The sequence below is a fragment of the Larkinella humicola genome, from assembly GCF_008727875.1.
GTDB classification, from domain to species: Bacteria; Bacteroidota; Bacteroidia; order Cytophagales; family Spirosomataceae; genus Larkinella; species Larkinella humicola.
Map to the genome: position 1 here is coordinate 814623 of NZ_VTWS01000002.1, position 20062 is coordinate 834684.

14 protein-coding genes are annotated in these 20062 nt (G+C 50.0%); 5 read left to right on the plus strand and 9 right to left on the minus strand.

What is annotated here, in order from left to right; all coding sequences use genetic code 11:
* The first annotated feature begins 136 nt into the window (after positions 1-136).
* Positions 137-1843: an AMP-binding protein gene (locus F0P93_RS11255; RefSeq protein ID WP_150876430.1), complete on the plus strand. Its 1707-nt coding sequence runs from the start codon at positions 137-139 to the stop codon at positions 1841-1843.
* Positions 1844-1878: 35 nt separating this feature from the next.
* Here the strand turns inward: F0P93_RS11255 and F0P93_RS11260 are convergent, their stop codons facing one another.
* Positions 1879-2325, minus strand: a complete 447-nt coding sequence (locus F0P93_RS11260; RefSeq protein WP_225309452.1) for a LytR/AlgR family response regulator transcription factor — start codon at positions 2323-2325, stop codon at positions 1879-1881.
* A 231-nt stretch (positions 2326-2556) separates the two neighbouring features.
* On the opposite strand from F0P93_RS11260, the gene cysM reads away from it, so the two are divergent.
* The 4 genes from cysM to lolA1 all read left to right on the plus strand — a co-directional run bounded on the left by cysM (position 2557) and on the right by lolA1 (position 7962).
* On the plus strand, positions 2557-3432 hold the full coding sequence (gene cysM / locus F0P93_RS11265) for a cysteine synthase CysM (protein WP_138989998.1): 876 nt from the start codon (positions 2557-2559) through the stop codon (positions 3430-3432).
* Between the two features lie 121 nt (positions 3433-3553).
* Positions 3554-4630 (plus strand): quinone-dependent dihydroorotate dehydrogenase, encoded by a 1077-nt coding sequence (locus F0P93_RS11270; RefSeq protein ID WP_150876431.1) that lies wholly within the window; start codon positions 3554-3556, stop codon positions 4628-4630.
* Positions 4614-7133 (plus strand): FtsK/SpoIIIE family DNA translocase, encoded by a 2520-nt coding sequence (locus tag F0P93_RS11275; protein ID WP_150876432.1) that lies wholly within the window; start codon positions 4614-4616, stop codon positions 7131-7133. The genes F0P93_RS11270 and F0P93_RS11275 overlap by 17 nt, the downstream gene beginning before the upstream one ends.
* A 199-nt stretch (positions 7134-7332) precedes the next feature.
* The gene (gene lolA1, locus F0P93_RS11280; protein ID WP_150876433.1) at positions 7333-7962 is read left to right on the plus strand and encodes an outer membrane lipoprotein periplasmic chaperone LolA1; all 630 of its coding nucleotides are present in this window, start codon (positions 7333-7335) and stop codon (positions 7960-7962) included.
* A gap of 7 nt (positions 7963-7969) precedes the next feature.
* On the opposite strand, the gene F0P93_RS11285 is transcribed toward lolA1, so the two are convergent.
* The 8 genes from F0P93_RS11285 to F0P93_RS11320 all read right to left on the minus strand — a co-directional run bounded on the left by F0P93_RS11285 (position 7970) and on the right by F0P93_RS11320 (position 20058).
* Entirely contained in the window at positions 7970-9361 is a 1392-nt protein-coding gene (locus F0P93_RS11285) for a DUF418 domain-containing protein (RefSeq protein ID WP_150876434.1), read from the minus strand.
* Positions 9362-9447: 86 nt separating this feature from the next.
* The gene (locus F0P93_RS11290) at positions 9448-13365 is read right to left on the minus strand and encodes a PAS domain S-box protein (RefSeq protein ID WP_150876435.1); all 3918 of its coding nucleotides are present in this window, start codon (positions 13363-13365) and stop codon (positions 9448-9450) included.
* Positions 13366-13491: 126 nt separating this feature from the next.
* Positions 13492-14844 (minus strand): hypothetical protein, encoded by a 1353-nt coding sequence (locus F0P93_RS11295; protein ID WP_150876436.1) that lies wholly within the window; start codon positions 14842-14844, stop codon positions 13492-13494.
* A gap of 8 nt (positions 14845-14852) precedes the next feature.
* A complete protein-coding gene (locus tag F0P93_RS11300) occupies positions 14853-15602 on the minus strand; it encodes an ABC transporter ATP-binding protein (protein WP_150876437.1) in 750 nt (249 codons plus the stop codon).
* A 124-nt stretch (positions 15603-15726) separates the two neighbouring features.
* A complete protein-coding gene (locus F0P93_RS11305; protein WP_150876438.1) occupies positions 15727-17913 on the minus strand; it encodes a peptidase domain-containing ABC transporter in 2187 nt (728 codons plus the stop codon).
* Positions 17910-18425 (minus strand): TlpA family protein disulfide reductase, encoded by a 516-nt coding sequence (locus F0P93_RS11310; protein WP_150876439.1) that lies wholly within the window; start codon positions 18423-18425, stop codon positions 17910-17912. The genes F0P93_RS11305 and F0P93_RS11310 overlap by 4 nt, the downstream gene beginning before the upstream one ends.
* A 1-nt stretch (position 18426) precedes the next feature.
* A complete protein-coding gene (locus tag F0P93_RS11315; RefSeq protein WP_225309453.1) occupies positions 18427-18984 on the minus strand; it encodes a hypothetical protein in 558 nt (185 codons plus the stop codon).
* An 873-nt stretch (positions 18985-19857) separates the two neighbouring features.
* The gene (locus F0P93_RS11320; RefSeq protein WP_150876441.1) at positions 19858-20058 is read right to left on the minus strand and encodes a hypothetical protein; all 201 of its coding nucleotides are present in this window, start codon (positions 20056-20058) and stop codon (positions 19858-19860) included.
* Positions 20059-20062: the final 4 nt, after the last annotated feature.

Genomic DNA, 20062 nt, shown 5'->3' on the forward strand with positions numbered 1-20062 from the left:
TCTTTGTGTTCATACGTAACCGACACAACAAAGAAACCTGACCGTCGTTGATCTTCATTTAAACGCGGACGAAAGTCCGTGGGTGCGTAGGTGGTTTGAAGTTTTGTCTTATTTTTACAAAAAACATTCTAATCCCATGGAAAAACCGTTCACGGCGAAACCGTACCCCTGGCTAAAGCATTATCCGGAGGGTATTCCTGCCGACATAAATCCCGATGCCTATTCATCCCTGATCGACCTGATCGATGAAGGCTGCCAGCGGTTTGCCAGTCTACCGGCCTACGCGAACATGGATAAGCAACTGACGTTCCGGGAAATTTACACGCTTTCCGGACACTTTGCTTCTTACCTGCAAAACAACCTGAAACTGCAAAAAGGCGACCGTGTTGCCATTCAAATGCCGAACCTGTTGCAGTATCCGGTGGCTATTTTCGGCATTCTCCGGGCCGGTCTGGTGGTTGTCAACACAAATCCGCTGTATACGCCCCGGGAAATGCAGCACCAGTTCAAAGATTCGGGGGCGAAGGCCATTATCATTCTCGCCAATTTTGCCGCAAATCTGGAAAAAATCATCGCCCAAACGGACATTAAACACGTTATCATTACCAATGTGGGCGATTTGCTCGGCTTCCCGAAGAAGCTGATTGTCAATGCCGTCGTGAAATACGTCAAGAAACTGATTCCACCCTATCACCTGCCTCAGGCGGTTTCGCTGGCAGATGCCCTGAGCCGGGGAAGTCGCCAGCCGTTGCAGAAAGTTCAGGTAGTGGGCACCGATATGGCCTTCGTTCAGTATACGGGTGGCACCACGGGGGTTTCGAAAGGAGCCATGTTAACGCACCGCAACATCATCGCCAACACAGAAGCCGGTTGTTACTGGATGCAGATCGACCGCATGAAAACAGACCAGTGCGTGATCATTACACCCTTGCCCTTGTACCACATTTATGCCCTGACCGTGAACGCCATGCTGGCGCTCAAGAGCGGTTGCCTGAATGTGCTCATCACCAACCCGCGCGACATGAATGCGTTCATCGACGAGATGAAGAAATACAAATTCAACATGTTTGTCGGATTGAACACGCTCTACAACGGGTTGGTCAATCACCCCCGGATCAATGAAGTCGATTTCAGTCACCTCCAGATTTCGTCGGCGGGCGGCATGGCACTGCAAACGGCCGTGGCCGAACGCTGGAAAAGCCTGAGCGGGAATGTGATTTCGGAAGGATACGGTTTGTCGGAAACCTCGCCGATTCTATCATCAAACCCCTGCGACGGCACGGCCCGGCTGGGAACGATCGGTCTGCCGCTGCCGAGTACGGAGCTGAAAATCATGCAGGAAGACGGCACCGAAGCGCCGATGGGAATGCCGGGGGAAGTGTGGGCGAAAGGACCGCAGGTTTTTCCGGGTTATTACAACCGCCCCGACGAAACCGCCAAAGTGATGGAAGGAGACTGGTTCAAAACGGGCGACATCGGGGTGATGGACGAAGACGGTTTTTTCCGGATTGTCGACCGCAAGAAAGACATGATTCTGGTTTCGGGCTTCAACGTATACCCCAATGAAATCGAAGATGTGATCGCCCAGTGTCCGGGAGTACTGGAAGTGGCCTGCATCGGCGTACCTGACGATAAATCGACGGAAGCCGTCAAAATCTTTGTGGTCAAAAAAGACCCCAACCTCACAGCCGAAGACATTCTCAAATACAGCAAAGACCAGCTGACCAATTATAAACGACCGCGTCACATTGAGTTTCGGACCGAGTTACCGAAAAGCAACGTTGGCAAGATTCTGCGACGGCCACTGCGCGACGAGGAACTCGCTAAACTCTCGAAGAAGTAAAAGACAAGCGGTTGAAAAACCGCTTTTTTTGTGCCTCAGGCCACGGCATACTGCGTCGTAAGCGGAAGGAACTCCTGCTGAAAGGCAACCACCAGCCGCATAAAATGCGTAGTTTTCCGACGAGAAACTTCAATTTCGCACCCATTTGTCAGACAGATGGTTGTGCTTTTCCCCGGGCGGATTTCCTGTAGATACAGCAGGTTGATGATGCTTTTTTTGTGGGGCCTCACAAAGATTTCCGTCGGCAGACGGCCTTCCAGTTTTTTCAGCGTCAGCGATACAATCATCTCGGAACCGTCGCTAAAATGCACCACCGTGTAGTTGCCCTGTCCTTCGAGCCAGGTGATTCGGTACGCCGGGATTTTCCGACGCTGGCCCCAGAAAGGCAGGACGATGTCTGACAGATTCAGATGACGGGTGACGGCTTGCAACTGGTACTCGGAGTAACTATTTCTGGGGGTGGAATGGATTTGTAATTTCATATACGTAGCCGTTGTATATTGATCTTCTACAAAAATGGCTCATATTATTTGATAAACGCAATGTTTTTTTAACATTTTACCCTGAAGCAGCAAAAATATTTTCAACTTATTTACCATAATGCCGTTTTACTGCACTACAACGCCTTTTTTAGTAACCTTTGGACGGTTTGCAACTTTGAAAACCGCCCTCGTGTTTGTCTCAGACAGGCTTTCATTCTTCGTACACTCTTCATGGCTACTTTATTAGATTTTGTTGGGAACACCCCATTGGTTGAATTAAACCGTATTCACTCACATCCAGGCGTTAAGCTGTACGGAAAGATGGAAGGACACAATCCGGGCGGCAGCGTGAAGGATCGTCCGGCCTACAGCATGATCAAGGGAGCCATCGATCGTGGTGATCTTAAACCGGGTATGAAATTGATCGAAGCCACGAGCGGGAACACCGGCATTGCACTGGCCATGATTGCCCGGCTCTACAACGTTGAGATTGAACTGGTTTTGCCCCAGAACTCGACCCGCGAACGGATTCTGACCATGCAGGCATTCGGTGCAAAAGTGACCCTGCTGGAAACGATGGAAAGCGCCCGCGATTATGCCGAGGAACAAGCCACAAAAGGGAATTATTTTCTCCTCAATCAATTTGCCAATCCTGACAACTACTTAGCCCATTACCGCACCACAGGCCCCGAAATCTGGAAAGATACTCAGAGTAAAATTACTCATTTTGTTTCAGCCATGGGGACCACCGGCACCATCATGGGAACGTCCCGGTATCTGAAGGAACAGAACCCGGCGGTTCAGGTGATCGGCTGCCAGCCTTCCGAAGGGTCACAGATCCCGGGAATCCGGAAATGGCCTGAGGAATACCTGCCCAAAATTTTTGAACCCAGCCGCGTCGATCGCGTCATTGAAATGTCGCAGGACGACGCCACCCGGATGACCCGCCGGTTGGCCCGCGAAGAGGGAATTTTTGCCGGGATGAGCAGCGGAGGGGCGGTTTTTGCCGCGCTTAAGCTGATTGAAGAACTGGAAGAGGGCGTCGTGGTCTGCATTATTTGCGACCGGGGCGACCGGTATTTGTCGTCCGATCTGTTTGGCAGTTAACCGAACAACGCAGCGGCCGATCAGCCGCCGGAGAATGACTGCCGGGAAATAAATTTTTCCGGCAGTTAATATTCCATCTGACGGCTTGCACCGCATCCCGACAGTTCTGTACATTTGTGTTATGTACAAGCGCGTCGTCCTGCCCCTCCTCTTTCGTTTTGATGCTGAACAAATTCACCATTTTGTTACTTCCTTCCTGAAAATTTCGCTGGCCATCCCCGGTTTTCGCTGGCTGGCCCGTCAGTTGTTTACCGTCGACGATCCGCGCCTGAAACGGAAAGTTTTCGGCATTCAGTTTACCAATCCCGTTGGCCTGGCCGCGGGTTTCGACAAAAATGCGGAATGGGTCGACGAACTCGGCTGTCTGGGTTTTGGCTTTATTGAAATCGGGACCGTAACGCCCCGCCTCCAGGCTGGCAACGACCGCCCCCGGCTTTTCCGACTGAAAGCCGACCAAGGGCTCATCAACCGCATGGGCTTCAACAACGAAGGTGCCAAAGCGGCTGCCAGTCGGCTGCGCAAACGGCGTTCAGGCCAGCAACTGATTATCGGCGGAAACATCGGCAAAAATAAAACGACGCCGAACGAAAGCGCGCTGGACGATTACCTGGCCTGCTTTCACGACTTGTTCGATACCGTCGATTATTTCGTCGTCAATGTCAGTTCGCCCAACACACCGGGGCTGCGGGCCTTGCAGGAAAAAGAACCGCTCACGGCCCTGTTGCAGCGCCTGCAGGACGAAAACCGCCGGAAACCGGTTGCGAAACCCATTCTACTCAAAATTGCCCCCGACCTGACCAACAGTCAGTTGGATGATATTATCGAAATTGTTTCCACCACCCGCATTGCCGGTATTATTGCGACCAACACGACCATCAGCCGCGACGGTTTGCAAACCGACGCCCAGACCGTTGAAAAAATAGGCATGGGTGGCGTCAGCGGAGCGCCGTTAAAACAACGTTCGACGGAAGTGATTCGTTATCTTTGTCAACAATCGGGTCATGCGTTCCCGGTTATTGGGGTAGGCGGTATTGCCACGGCGGAAGATGCGCTCGAAAAACTGCGGGCGGGAGCCAGTCTGGTGCAGGTGTACACGGGGTTCATTTACGAGGGCCCTACGTTGGCTAAAGAGATTTGCAAAGTACTGGCAGAAGAGGTAGATTATAGCCATTTACAAAAAAATGAGTCAACCCATTAACCGACAAAACTCCATTCGGAACGAGCGGCCGAAAGCGCGGCCATCGTCGGTTTCGATAAAATGGCCGACCTGGCAAGCCGACCGCCGGTCGCAATTAGCCTTTGGCGGGTTGCTGATGCTGCTGGCCATCGGGCTAACCGTGGCCTTCTGCTCCTACTTGCTCACCGGTCAGGCCGACCAGAGCGTGTTGAGCAAAGTGACGGATGCTCCCCTGCGGGAATCGGGCACCGAAATGCGGAATTTCCTGGGAATTCTGGGGGCCTACATTGCCCACGTGTTCATTTTCCGCTGGTTCGGAATTGCCGCCCTCGGCATTCCCATCATCCTGTTTTTAGCCGGGTGTAAGCTGGCTTTCAATTTCGAACTGTTGCCGCTAAGCCGCACGACCAAAGCTGTGCTGTTTTACATGACCTGGATCAGTGCGCTGGCCGGTTACATTGTTCTGGCCACCGACTCCGTCGGGCAGGGCAGCGTCTGGTGCGGTGGCATAGGCTACGAAGTGAACGTCTGGCTCTATAACCTCATTGGCTGGGGCGGTCTTGCCATCATTGGGTTCGCGCTGTTCGTCTTTCTCGTTTTTTTCTACGGCATTACCAAATTGCCGTCGATCTCGTTGCCCCAAAGACCGGTTTCGGCCTCCAAAGCAGCTTATGATAGCGAGGACGATGATCCGGAAGAAGAGGACGAAGATGATGTAAAGGATTTTATCGACGTCAAACCGGCATCGAACGGCGTTCCGAAACCGGTACCCTCGCCAACGCCAGTTCCGGTGGCCGAAGTCCCGGCGGAACCCGAGCCCCTGAATGGGCACACGACTGAACTGAAGCCCGAAAAGGTCAATGGATCGGGGCCACCCGCTAAAAAACCGCTTACGTTTACCATTGCCGATACCACGCCAATCGAACCGGCTTCCGAATCGCCCCAACCCGTTGCGGAAGTGTTTGCCGGACCAACGGACGAGGTGGACGAGGATGCGTTGAAATTGCACGGTCTGTATGATCCAACGCTCGATCTGCCCCGGTATCAGTTCCCGACCATCGACTTGCTGACCGAATATCCGGAAAATAAAAAGGCCCAGGTTTCGGCGGAAGAACTGGAAGCCAACAAAGACCGGATTGTGGATACCCTCCAGAATTACGGCATCACGATCGATAGCATCAAGGCGACCATCGGGCCAACCGTCACCCTGTACGAGATTATTCCGGCGGCCGGGGTACGGATTTCGAAGATCAAGAGCCTGGAAGATGACATTGCCCTGAGTTTGGCGGCCCTCGGTATTCGGATCATTGCGCCGATGCCCGGCCAGGGAACCATCGGGATCGAGGTGCCGAACAAAAACCGGGAAATGGTGGCGATGCGGTCCGTGATGACTACCGAGAAATTTACCAAAAGTAATTTCGAGTTGCCGGTGGTGATGGGTAAAACCATTTCCAACGAGATTTACGTGGCCGATCTGGCCAAAATGCCCCATTTGCTCATGGCCGGTGCCACGGGACAGGGGAAATCCGTCGGGTTGAATGTGTTGCTAACGTCGCTGATTTACAAGAAACACCCCTCGCAGCTCAAACTCATCCTGGTTGATCCGAAAAAGGTGGAATTGACGCTGTTCAACAAACTCGAACGGCATTTTCTGGCCCAGTTGCCCGACAGCGACGAGCCGATTATTACCGACACAAAAAAGGTGGTCAATACGCTCAACTCGCTTTGTATCGAAATGGATAACCGGTACAACCTGCTCAAAGACGCGCAGTGCCGGAACCTGAAAGAATACAACGCCAAGTTTATCCAGCGCCGGTTGAACCCGGAAAAAGGACACAAGTTCCTGCCGTATATCGTCCTGGTGATTGACGAGTTGGCCGATCTGATGATGACGGCGGGCAAGGAAGTTGAACAGCCCATTGCCCGGCTGGCGCAGTTGGCGCGGGCCATCGGGATTCACCTGGTGGTGGCTACGCAACGGCCCTCCGTAAACGTCATTACGGGTTTGATCAAAGCCAACTTCCCGGCGCGTCTGTCGTTCAAGGTGACCTCAAAAATCGACTCCCGAACCATTCTGGATACGGGCGGTGCCGAGCAACTGGTCGGGATGGGGGACATGCTGTTCTCGTCCAATTCCGATATTGTCCGGCTGCAATGTCCGTTTGTCGATACCAACGAAATTGAAGACATCTGCGAATTTGTCGGCAGCCAGCGCGGGTATGATTCGGCGTATAACCTGCCCGAATTTGCCGGTGATGAATCAGGAAGCAGCGAAGAAAAAGAAATTGACCTTGAAAACCGCGATCCGATGTTCGACGAAGCGGCTCGTCTGGTGGTTAATCACCAGCAGGGCAGCACCTCGCTCATTCAGCGCCGGTTAAAGTTAGGCTACAACCGGGCCGGTCGGCTCATCGATCAGTTGGAAGCCGCCGGTATTGTGGGTGCCTTCGAGGGCAGCAAGGCCCGTGAGGTGCTGGTTCAGGACATCCATACGCTGGAGGAAATTCTAAAAAACATGAATTAGAAAGCCCGTACAGGCGGAGAAAGGAATGGAGAGATGATGACGACGGGGTCATTTCTTTCTGTTCGCTTCCCCGCTTTTCTATTGGGGCTTTCTCCTTTTTATTAAACTTTTTCCTATAAATCTTGTCTACCTACAAAACGGTCAGCAACTTTGCGGGCGGTTTTAGAAATCACCCGAAATTACGTAAAAGACGATACACATGAAAAAATTAGCCTTGTTGTGGGCATTGGTTATTGGATTTTCGCTGCCTTCGGTGGCGCAAAAAGATAAAAAAGCATCGGACGTTTTAGATGCCATGAGTGCCAAATACAAAGCACTAAATTCCTACAAAGCCGCCTTTACCTACACGGGCGAAGGGAGCAATTACAAGGGTGATTTAACGGTGAAAAAGAACGCGTTTCGGTTGAAGCTGGCCGGTCAGGAAGTATTCACCGACGGCAAAACGATGTCTACTTACATCAAGGAAACGAACGAAGTGAACGTACAGGATTACGACGCCGGAGCCGCCGGGGACTTCAATCCGACAAAGATTTACTCCATCTACAAACAAGGGTACAACTACAAATACATCGGCGAGCAGAAACAGGGCGGTCAACCCGTCGAAGTGGTGGAACTGACCCCCGAAAAGAAAAGCACGCAAATTGTTAAAGTACAAATCTCCGTCAACAAAAAAGACAAGCAGGTCAGAGGCTGGAAACTGACCGATAAAACCGGTAAGGTAACCAGTTATACGATCGACAAATTCACTCCGAACGTCTCCGTAGCCGATTCGTATTTTGTGTTTGACAAAACCAAGTATCCCGGCGTTGAAGTCGTCGACTTGCGATAAGGGCGACTTATCCGGCCTGTGCCGGAGAAATGACGGTTTCTGTACGGTTTTGCGGAATACGAAATGGTTGCCGTTTCCAGTAGGTCAATGACCGCCAGGCCCATTCCAGGGGGCCAAAGTAAAAATGCCGTAGCCACAACGGACTGGCAATCAACTGAAAGATCCAGACACCAGCGACGACGTAGAACAGTTGGTAGTAGGTCAATTTACCGAAATAGCCCAAGCCGTACCCAAAGAAAATAAAGGTGCAAATCAGGGTCTGCATCACGTAATTGGAGAAAGCCATCTGACCGACTGCCCCCAAAGCGCTCATCAGTCCTCGTAACCAGCCCGATTTGTAGATGATCATAATCAGCCCGACATGCCCCAGAGCCATCGTTACCCGGCGAATGTCGTAGGTGCTGCGGGGAAACCCAAAACCGTACGTGTCCAGGTAAAGTCCAAAGTTCGTGTGCGCTTCCAGGGTGAGTTGGTGGGCCAGCCAGCCGAGTGGAATGCCGATGCCGTAGCCAATCAGCATCAACGCCAGGTAACTTCGTCGCCGGAGCCGACCGGTAAAAACGCCTAATTTATAAAGTGCCATACCGAGAAACATCATTCCGATAGCATCCCAGAAGTAAAAATTATACATCACCGCCGACTGGATTTCACTGTTGATGGGTACATAATACGCCCAAACCGTCGGATAACCGGAACGTACTTTCTTGATCTCTTCATCAATCTTTTTCTGATCCGGTTTGCCGTTTTTCACGACGGTTTCCCACGCCTGTTTGTCAGCTTTTTGCTCATCGGTCAGCTTCTTTTTCTGCTTTTCCAGCGCCACCACTTTCAGGTAGGCTTCCCGTTTTCCCTTCGTTTCCTGAAAGCGTAAATTCCCTTTAAAAATGAGGACGCCGAAACAGAATACGCTGGCCAGAATCAGATACCGCGGAGCCAGCTTCCGAAACGGAAACAGAAACAACCCGCAAAGACCGTAAGCATACAGAATATCGCCCGCCCAGAGCAGAATGTAGGCATCCAGCACACCAAACAGAATCATCCACAGAATCCGGCGGTAGTAAATATCAGCCACCGACAACCCCACGGCATGTTCCTTGCGCGTGGTCAACAGAATCACCCCCGCGCCAAAGAGCATGGAAAACAGCGCCCGCATTTTGCCCGAAAAAGCAATGTCTACGATCTGGTGGGTGATAAAGTTGGTGTCGCCGGGATGGTCGAACTTCAGGGAACCCAGCATTCCTTCCGGCAGTCCGAAATACGGAATGTTCATCATCAGAATGCCCAGCAACGCGACTCCACGAATGACGTCGATGGAGCGAATGCGTTCGGCCCGCTCAACCGGGCGCAGGTTTTCAGCCACTGCGGCCGACGAAGTTGCAGAAACGTCGGGCGTATTCATAACCGGCAGGAATTAGAGGAAAAAGGAGGTTCGCTACGGTAAATAGCGAAGGATTTGATTCATATCCAATTCCGGATTGGGGGATTTTAGGATTCGGTACCAGGCCTATTCGCCATGGCATCCAGGACCAGTTCGATTTCTGACTGCACCCGGCCGAGGAGCTCGTTTACGTTCTCAGCATCAAACCGTTCGAGGTATTCCAGCGTACGCGCCAGCGCAGCGAGGTCGGGCATACCGGCACTCACGGCGGTTCCATACAATTTGTGTCCGGCGGCTTTCAACCCTGCTAAATTGGCTTTTTCGGCCTGAAGAAGAAGCTGAGGAATCGATTTTCTCAATTCATCGCCGGCAACCTCCACCAGCTCCCGTACCAACGCCAGATCATGCCCCGCCATTTTTTTGATCACCTCCAGGTCAAAATGGGCATTCCTTTCGGCGAACTGATCGACCGCATGGGCGGTTTTTGGCTCAGCCCACAACCACACCCTGAACAGGGAAGCCAGGGATTCTTCCACAATGGGTTTGGTAAGAAAATCGTCCATTCCGGCGGCCAGACACTTCTCCCGTTCCCCTTTCACGGTTCCCGCCGTCAGGGCAACAATCGGAATGCGCCGATCCTTCTCCAGTTCCCGGATTCGCTGCGTAGCTTCGTACCCATTCATCAGCGGCATCTGGACATCCATCAGAATCAGATCGGGAGATTCCCGGATATAACCCTGAACCGCTTCCACCCCGTTGGCCGCTTCCAGGATGTGTGCATTCGGGGCAAGGCGGCCAACAATGACTTTCGCCAGCAGCAGATTAATTTTATTATCTTCAACGATCAGCACCTTTACGGCTTTGCGATCGACCGTGGCCTTCTCGTCAGACAAAGTCGGCACGGATTTGTCTTCCTGTTGCACCAGCCGGTGCAGAGCCTGGTACAGTTCCTGCATTTTGATGGGTTTCACCAACCGCTGGTTAACAGCCAGCGACTCGCAGGCTTTCATGATTTTTTCGTCATCCGACGAGCTATGCAGGAAGATGATGGGTTGCTCGCCGGGCGACGAAGAAAAGCTCGTCCGTATTTTCTGAATCGTTTCCAGCCCATCCATGTAGGGCATGTGGTAATCCATCAGGATAACATCGTATTTTTTAGAACGGTCCAGCAACTGAAGGGCTTCGAAACCATTACTAACCTCCTCAACCTCAATATTTTTCAGCAAAAACATTTGTCGTAAAATAAGGCGGTTGTGCGCATTATCATCCACAATCAACACGTTTTTGATCGGGATCGCGTCGCGCCAGACAATCGCATCCCCTGGTTCAGCCTTGAGCTTGATTTCGAAGAAAAAGCAGCTTCCTTCACCAGGTTTACTCGTCAACTGAAGCTGGCTCCCCATCAAGCCCAACAGTTTATTGGAGATGGTGAGTCCCAGGCCGGTTCCGCCGTATTTTTTCGTCGTGGAGGGGTCTTCCTGGGAAAAAGCATCAAATATCCGTTCCTGCATTTCCGGTTTAATACCAATACCGGTATCCCGCACTTCAAATCGAAACGTGACGTGGTCTTCAGCACCATCACCCAGTGCCGTGATTTTCAGTTCAATTTCACCCTTATCAGTAAATTTAACAGCATTCCCCAGCAAATTGACCAGCACCTGTTTCAGTCGCACCGAATCCACAAAGACGAACCGGGGGAGGTCAACGGAAAGATTTAATAAAACTTCCAGTCCTTTATTTTGAGCCTGGTACGTGATGGTGTCGGCTACCTGACTGCTGATCTCGTACACATCCGTTTTTTCAATCGCCAGTTCCAGTTTTCCGGCTTCGATTTTCGAAAAATCCAGAATGTCGTTGATGATACTCAGTAAGGTATTGGCCGATTGGTTGACGATGGACAAATACTGCTGCTGCGTGGTGTTTAGGGCGGTTTTCAGCACCAGATCCGTAAAACCAATGACCCCATTGAGCGGAGTTCGGATTTCATGGCTCATGTTGGCCAGAAACTCCGATTTCGCCAGACTGGCCTGCTCGGCCATACTCTTCGCTTTTTTCAGTTCATCGCGTTGCAGGCAAATTTCGGTGATGTCCTGGGTAAATATCATGATGCCCCCGATGGTACCATCGAATTGGTACCACGGCCGGACTTCCCAACGCAGATACTGGTCGTTATGCCATCCTTCAGGCCGCCAGATGTCTTCTTCATTCTTTTCGATGGCTCCGTTGACACAACGGGCATGAATTGCCTTCCATTCATCCGATAAATTGGGAAATACCTCATAATGGGACCGCCCAAGCACACTACCCGACAAATGATACTCTTCCATCCAGCGATTGCTGACGGCGATGTATCGGATGTCCCGGTCGAACATGGCTACAGCCGCCGGAGCGTGTTCAACAAAGGCGGCCAACCGAAGTTTTTCGTTGACCAGCGCCTGTTCTGCTTTCTTTCGTTCATCAATATCCTGAAACGTGCCGTACAAGCGTATACACTTTCCGTCCTGGAATTCAGGGGTTCCGAGCGCCCGGATCCATACGGTTCTTCCTTTGGCCGTAACGATCTGTAATTCTACATCATAGGCGACACCTTCCTGAACGGAGCGGTTGACGGCTTCCATAATCTGCTCGTAATTTTTCCCCTTGAAGAAAGATACGGCAGCATTAAAATCTGGAACATAATCTTTCGGCACTTCATGAATCGCCTTCGTTACCGTTGACCAGTATACGGTTTCCTGGGCAACATTTACTTCCCAGGTCCCAATCCGGGCCACCTCGTTGGTTTGTTCCAGAATTTCTTTGGTCCGGTTCAAATCAACTTCCAACTGGTGCCTGCGGGTAATATCGATGGCATTTCCAATCACATAGGTATGCCCGTTCAGCTCCTTTTCCAGAATGTTGTTGAACAACCAGATCAACAATGCCCCATCTTTGGTGAGCGTATGCATCAGCCCGCTGGCCCGACCGGTTTTGCTAATGGTTTTCAGGTAAGCGGTCAGCGCACTCTGGTGAGCTTCAGGAACAATATCGGACAACCGCAGGCCGACTAATTCGGACGGTTCATACCCCAAAGCGTGGGCACCCGCACTGTTGACGGTGAGCAGTTTCCCCTCCAGATCATGGATGCACATGAGCCCCTGAGAGTTTTCAAAAAACGACCGGAATTTGTTTTCCGACTGGAACAACAGAAGTTCTTTCTCTTTCTCGTCGGTAATGTCCCGGGCAATGGCAAACAGATACCCGGTGCCGGGTTCGGGGGTCGCTACCCATTGCAGGTTCCGGTAAGTGCCGTTTTGACAACGAAACCGGTGGGCAAAATTGATGGTTGACCGGCCCGATGCCAGTTCGGCAATTTCATCGCGGGTAGCTTGTAGGTCATCCGGATGTACTAAATCAAAAAAGGAAGTTTGCAGCAGGTAGGACTCATCCCATCCGAGTACATCATGAAAAGCCGGGTTGAGTTTTTTAAAATAGCCATCTGTACCCGCAACACAGATCAGGTCATTGGACAGCGCAAAGAGGTTCCCGAGGTATTTCAGCTCCTGGTTCTGGCGATGTTTAATAATCAGTTCAATAACCGCATCACCCAACAGGCGTAACGATTTTTGCTGGCTTTCGGTGAGTTGCCGGGGAATTCGATCCAGTACACAAAGCGTTCCCAAGGCATACCCATCGGAATCGGTCAACGGATAACCGGCGTAAAACCGGATGTGGGGATCTGAAGTGACCAGCGGATTCTCTTTAAAGCGCGTATCACGCGTGGCATCTTCCACTTCGAAGAGGTCACTATTCAGAATAGCGTACCGACAAAAAGCGATGTCCCGGCTGGTTTCTTTCAGATCAAGGCCAACCCTTGATTTAAACCATTGCCGATTATCGTCGATGAGCGACACCAACGAAATCGGAACCTGGCAAATCAGGGATGCCAGCTCGGTCAGCCGGTCAAATTCCTTCTCGGGAACCGTGTCCAGAATCTGGTACCGGTGCAAAGCCTTTACTCTTTCATGCTCATTAAATGGAATTGGCATGGCATTGATTACGGTGTATAAAATTACCGTAATCAACAGCATTTTCCAGGCCAAGTTACCAATATGAGCGATTTGTACACATAAATTAATCCGAATGAATGGCTTGCTTGTACCTATCTGTTGTTCTTACGCCCGATCTGTGGACACACTTTTGTAAATTCGGTGGGTCGCATTGTGATCCCGTGGCAAAATAGAGCGGAATACATACCCGACAGCAAGCGCCAGACCCAAGCAAAGGGCAACCGTAGTCACCACGGTTTTCAGCACCAGACCAATTCCGATCAGTAACAGAAAATTGATAAAAATACTCCAGCCACTCACATTACTTTTTGCCTGACCAAAACTCAGGCTGTTGTGTACCCGAAACGCTTTGTACTGCGAAAAAAGAAGGCCATTCAAACTGAAGCAAACCGTACTGATGAGGTAAAAAGAGAGCAGGTACCCACTCAACAGGTTTAAGTAGGCAAGGACGCTGACGGTTACGATCAGATCGATCAGAACAGGAATGATAAAAAGCTGAGAATAAATCAAATACACCTCCGAACGGTTCCTTAACGCACCGTTGATCCACAAAGCCGGAAAGAATCCCCAGCTATTATTGGCCACATAATTGAATATGATGATTGGAGAAACGTATAAGAGAAGCAGAAAATCGGCCATCGAAAAATCACTCGCTGACATCTTTGATGAAAACAATAGCAACAGCGCTTTCATCAGGATTCCGAACGCAAAGGCTTTCCGCGTTTGGGCATTGTTGATGAAGGCCGTATAAACCGGTGACAGGTAGTTTGTCTTTACGAGCAGAACCGTTGATTCCGTTCTCGCTACAGCAGCCCGATCCACTAAAAACAAGAGTATAGTTTGGCTGGCTAATGCAACACTCACTATAAGAAGTAATCCGGTTGGATCGAACCGCCAATGCCAGACCGAAAAACCGATCACTCCACTGAGCATTCCCCAGCTTAACAGGAATACCGCTTGCCACCGGTGCGACGATTCCAGGAACGCTTTCAGCAGTTGAACAAAAACCACCGCGTTGCCCAGCAACAGGAGTGAACTCACCAGATGGGCGTTGGTGTACGTTTTCGAAAATGCGTTCAGGATGACGAAAAGGAATCCCGAACCAACCACCGAAGCCGTAAACGCATCATATAACAGCGTCCCGATCCACTGAGAGCGATATGGAATCGGAAAGGTTTTCGAAAACAGCGTTGACCGCGGTGTATAGGCCGGAAAGAATTCCGTCCACACCCACTGCCCACAGACGACGCCGTTGCTGATCAGGATGAGATTGGCGGGATTAGCTACGATTTTGTCAGAAGTGGCGGCCAAATCGATCAGCCAGCCGGTAGCACCCACGCTCAACGCCAGAGCAGCCATAAAAACAAACCGCAGGCTCAGTCCGAGAATCGACTCCACACTCCGGAAGATGCCAACAAACCGCCGACGCAAGGCGAAAAAGAGGATAGGAAACATCATTCGGGAGGTTAGAGCCAGTCGAAAGTGGTTTGCTTGGTCTTTGGCACTAAAATCTCGAACAGAGCCTCATTGATGACTTTGGTGCCTTGTTCGGTAAAATCCGCCAGTTCGCCGTCAAATTTGATCTGCGTCTCATCCAGCACCAGAATGCGCGTGGCGATTTCTTCCAGGTAACTCAGGTCGTGGGACGCAACCAGGATGATGCGGTCGGCCCGCCGATAGGTTTGCAGAAAGGAAATCAACTGACGGACGGCTATCGGATCGAGACCGGCAAACGGTTCGTCCAGGATTACGACCGACGGAATGTGCAGAATCGCGGCACAGAAACCAATCTTTTTGATCATCCCCGTCGAATACTGGCTCATCTTCTTTTTCAGGACGCCGGGTTCATCAAAAAAGAAATCGGTCAAGTCCGTCGAGCGTTTTTGAAACGTCGCGTCGTCGAGCTTGTGAATCAAGCCCATAAAGCGCAGGTAGTCCGCTCCGGTAAATTCGGGCACAGGCGGAATGGCGTCGGACACGATGCCCAGCACCCGTTTCAACGGCAACCGATCGCCGGTTAACTCCTCGCCTTTGAAATAGAATTCCCCGCTATCTGGCGCAATCAGGTCGATCAGGCAATTCAGAAAGGTAGTTTTTCCCGACCCGTTTTTGCCCAGCAACCCAATCACATCGCCACCCCGAAAGGTCAGATTGAGGGCATCGAGCACGGTTTTTCCCGAATAGGATTTACGGAGTTCTTTAATGACCAGTTCCATCGTGAAAGAAAGTAGTTGTGTGGGCCAACGACTGGGTTTGACAACGTTAGGATTGGTTATCAGACGTGATTAATCCGAAAAAGGCACATCTATCCCTGTTGAATAGCATTCTTTCACCCGACATTCAGGAAAACACAGCCACTGCTTTCTGCTCTTCCAGACAGCCTGTGGTCAAACCGTATACCCGGTCCGTCAGTTGTACCGACTGGCTGCGGTGCGTTACCAATACCGTAGCCAATTGGGGGCGTAGCCGGTTGAGGAGTTCCAATACAAACTGCTCGGTCTGGCGGTCGAGTGCCGAAGTTGCTTCATCCAGCAACAGCAGTTGTGGACGCCGGTACAACGCCCGAGCCAGCCCCACCAGTTGCTGTTGTCCGCCGGAGAGATTAATACCTTCTTCACCAACCAAGGTAAAGTAGCTTTGCGGAAGGGATTCAAAATACCGGTCAAAACCGTGTTTCTGGCAAAAGTGAACGACTGCTTCACCTTCTTCCAGCACATTGCCCAGGCAAATGTTGTCCAGCAGCGTCCCGTTAAAAATCTTGATCGATTGTGGGACGCAGGCAATTCGGTTGCGCCAGTCTTCCAATGAGATATCTGACCAGGAAACCGTCTTTTCAGCCCAATTCAGTGACGTGACGCCAACATTCAGTTGCCCGGTTTCGGGTTCGTAAAACTTTTGAAGAAGTTGCAACAGCATACTCTTCCCCGAGCCGGTTTCACCAACAATGCCAACAATCTCTCCCCGCCTGACGGTAAACGAGACATTTTTCAACAGAGCCGGGCGACCGGGAAAGCGGAAAGAGAGATTCTCTACGGTAAGCGAGGTCAGATGCTGATCCGCTGGGGTCATCTCGCCCATCGTTTCTTTCGGCAGTTCCGTAAACTCCCGCATTCGATCAAAGGCTACACGGGCTTCCTGTAATTGAATATTGGTGGTTGAAAGCTTCGAAACGGAAGAAATCAGCGTGCTGGCCATACTAATAATCGCCATCATTTCGCCGAGTAACAGGTGCTTTTGCAACACCATGAAAGCCGTTACGCTGATCAGAGCCATCAACAAACCGACGCCGAATACCTCACTGAGAATGCCATACCGGTTTCCCAGCAAACCCAGGTCATAGAGTTTATGCTGGAACAATTGATAAACGCTTTGGGTAATGCGGGCAAAAAACTCCTCCCGCCGACCGGCTTTGATCGCGCCAATACCGCTCATGCTATCGATAAAGTGAGATTCGGTGCGGGCGTAGGACGCCATCACCTCGCGTTGCCCGGTGATAATCAAACCATTAAACCGCCAGACCAACCAGCCGTATAACGGAAAACTCAGCAGCGACAACAACCCAATCTGCCAGGAATAACGAAAAAGTACCCCAGCCGTAATCAGAACGACCAGGGTGTCGATGACCACGCTGCCAGTCAGAAAACTGATGGTGCTTTGAATCCGGCGGGTGTCGTTCAAGCGGGCGACCAGATCGCCGGTTTTGCGGGTATCAAAAAACGCTTTGGGTAACCGAAGTAAATCCCGGAAAAAACTGTCGGCAATCCGGATGTTGAATTCACGGCTTTGGCGCAGGAGAAAGAAACTCCGCAGGTAATTCAATCCGGACCGAGCCAGCAACAACACCGCCAATAAAATCAATCCCCAAGTGAGTTTTTCGGTATTCTGCTTCGGCAGGATGTCGTCGATCAATCGTTGGGAAAACAGGGCCATCGACAGCCCGAGGACGGCAATCAGAATTCCCAAACCAGCCGCTATACCCAGCAGCGGCACATCGTCACGGATCAATGCCTGAAACCACTGCCATTGGCCTTTTTGCTGCTGACCGGTTTGGACGAAAGACTCGGTTGGCGTGACCTGCAGCAATGCTCTTGATTGCCAGATGGTTTCCAGTTCGTCCGCCGTCATCTCGACCACGCCCTTGCCGGGATCACCGATGCGGTATTTTACCCCGGAAGAAGGATTCGTCTGTCCTTTTGGAAGACTGGCGGGTATGATTCCATAAAATACCACATAATGCTGCAACCGCTCTTCCAGAACTACGTGCAGAACGACCGGCATGGTCAGATCATGCAGATTCTGAACGCCATCCGCTTCAAAACCCTCGGCCTCCAAACCCAGTCCCGTTGCCGCCTGGCACAATCCCAGCATCGTGGTGCCCTGAATGCTGGTGCCGCTCAGTTCGCGCAGCCGCTCACGCGAGACGTCTCCGCCGTGGTAACGAACCAGCGACAGCAAACAGGCCACTCCGCAGTCGGTTTGGTCAAGCTGCCGGGTGAAGGTTTTGGTAATGCGTTGGGGTGTGGTCATAAGTATTTCAGAATGGCTTCTAGTTTCGTTTCGCCTTTGTATTCTTTGCGCAGGTTGCCATCAGGGCCGTAAATGAGCAAATGCGGCACGGCGGTTGGGCCGAAGGTTTTATAAAGCTCGTCCGGGGTGAGTATGCCTACGCAAACATTGGCGAGCGTATCCAGCCCAAACTGTTTCGTAAAAGCACGCACCCGGGCCGGTTTTTCGGTGGTCAGCATCCAGACGTCGGCCTTTTTGAACGCATCGCCGTTTTTGCTGATTTCGGCGGCTTCGTACTGGCAATGTTCGCAATCGGGATTGAAAAGAATAATGACGTTGGTACGGCCTTTCAACCTAGTTTTCGGTACGGTTTTCGACGGCATTTGAATCGCCAGTTGGCTAAAATCCGGTACGGTTTGGCGTTTGGCTTTCAATTCATTCGTACTGCTAACGGCACTGACTGTACGGCTAAGAAAATAACCGATCAGCAACAGAACACCGATCACGACACTGTATTTCAGGCCGGTTTTCATATCAGGATGTGTAGGTGACGGTGATAAAAACAACCCCGGTGATCCAGAGCAGTAAGCCGATGCCGTAGGATGATAAAACCAGACTGAACGCTTTAGAGAACGGCATTTCCAGGGTCTGCGTGACGCCATACGCCAGCAAAAACCAGTAGGCTACTTCAAATAAATTTAGCACCTGTAAGGGATACAAGTAGTAAGGTGGTAATTCGCTCGCATTGAATAAAGTAAGGGCGGAAAGCGGATAAAACTGACCGATTGCGGTTAGGTCAAAATCAGTTTGCACAAACAAAAACCAGAGTAGTTTAAAAAGGATGGGAATTAGAAAAACCAACTCGGCCTGAATCGCTACGCCGAAAAACCGTTTGAAGGCAAATTGGCTGGTCGCAAAAAAATAGCCGATGCCCAGACAACCCGCAACCAGCCCAAATTTTACGAGGTACAATACCGGCACCAGAACATAGCCCAGCCACTGCCACTCTTTACTCTGATCGATCAACTCCTGAATGCGCTCGTAGGTGAGTTGATTGGATAACGAATTAAAATAGAGCTGATCGGAAATCAAGAAGTATTGAAACGCCCATTGGATTATCAACGCTAAGGCACATAGAAAAAGAAATCGAAAAACATTTACCTGACGTAGTACCATCACTTATTTTCGTTAAACAAAACATAGAATAGGGAGCAAATTGCATCGAGATCAGGAATGATAACGATCTAACCTAGAAAACCATTTCTACTTTTCTCCATTTTTGCTATTGTATATAAATCCCCGAATGATGTTAATAGTTAGTACAAAAGTCATAATCAGATAATCTTCATTCGCCGACGTATTCAAAAAAATAATTCTATATGCAGTGTATAGCCATAAAACAATTAAGAAGATAAATGATAGTCTTTTGAATACATACCAAATTTTAATTCTTTCCATAACTAAATCAAAAGACATTTTAGATTATCTCAAAAAATCATTCTAAATTTCAAAATTTACTCATATTAGACAATAAGGTTTCACTCATTAAATTTATCATCCTTAAAAAAGTAAAAGTAATCCCGTACGATTATTAAAGCAATTGCAATGATTATTACTGGACTAAAGAAAGTACATACTCATTGCTTTCTTTTTTATACTGACAATCGTTAAAATAAGCAATTAATCCAAAACATTTTTTACAATAAACTATAAAAGCTTACAGTTTATTATTATCACTTTTTTTTGATTTTAAGAAAAACACGAAAATAGCTAAAGCAGAAATAAAGCCAATTATAGTCATAATGTCGTCTTCACTAAGGGATTTAATTTGTTTCCCAAAAAGCAAGAATAGCAACATGAAAGAAACAGCAAAAGCTAATATTGAGAAAATGTATCGTTTACCATTCATCTTTTGTAGGGAATTAGGTAGTTTGCAATTATTGCAAACTACCTGGTTATTAAAAATTATCGATTCATAGCGTATATTGCACAACCGACATTTGAACCAACTAGCCAGGCAACTCCCCAGCCTGACATCGACAATGCAACACCTGCAAGAGGTGCTGATGCAATAAGCATATCAACTCCAGCAATGCCAGCACAATATCCAGCCGCGAAACCTCCACCTTGTAGAGTTGCAAGTTCCGTTATTGATAAATTCTTCATAATT

Coding starts and splice junctions, on each gene's coding strand:
- F0P93_RS11255 (WP_150876430.1), top strand. CDS start 137: ATGGAAAAACCGTTCACGGCGAAACCGTACCCCTGGCTAAAGCATTAT.
- F0P93_RS11260 (WP_225309452.1), bottom strand. CDS start 2,325: ATGAAATTACAAATCCATTCCACCCCCAGAAATAGTTACTCCGAGTAC.
- cysM (WP_138989998.1), top strand. CDS start 2,557: ATGGCTACTTTATTAGATTTTGTTGGGAACACCCCATTGGTTGAATTA.
- F0P93_RS11270 (WP_150876431.1), top strand. CDS start 3,554: ATGTACAAGCGCGTCGTCCTGCCCCTCCTCTTTCGTTTTGATGCTGAA.
- F0P93_RS11275 (WP_150876432.1), top strand. CDS start 4,614: ATGAGTCAACCCATTAACCGACAAAACTCCATTCGGAACGAGCGGCCG.
- lolA1 (WP_150876433.1), top strand. CDS start 7,333: ATGAAAAAATTAGCCTTGTTGTGGGCATTGGTTATTGGATTTTCGCTG.
- F0P93_RS11285 (WP_150876434.1), bottom strand. CDS start 9,361: ATGAATACGCCCGACGTTTCTGCAACTTCGTCGGCCGCAGTGGCTGAA.
- F0P93_RS11290 (WP_150876435.1), bottom strand. CDS start 13,365: ATGCCAATTCCATTTAATGAGCATGAAAGAGTAAAGGCTTTGCACCGG.
- F0P93_RS11295 (WP_150876436.1), bottom strand. CDS start 14,844: ATGATGTTTCCTATCCTCTTTTTCGCCTTGCGTCGGCGGTTTGTTGGC.
- F0P93_RS11300 (WP_150876437.1), bottom strand. CDS start 15,602: ATGGAACTGGTCATTAAAGAACTCCGTAAATCCTATTCGGGAAAAACC.
- F0P93_RS11305 (WP_150876438.1), bottom strand. CDS start 17,913: ATGACCACACCCCAACGCATTACCAAAACCTTCACCCGGCAGCTTGAC.
- F0P93_RS11310 (WP_150876439.1), bottom strand. CDS start 18,425: ATGAAAACCGGCCTGAAATACAGTGTCGTGATCGGTGTTCTGTTGCTG.
- F0P93_RS11320 (WP_150876441.1), bottom strand. CDS start 20,058: ATGAAGAATTTATCAATAACGGAACTTGCAACTCTACAAGGTGGAGGT.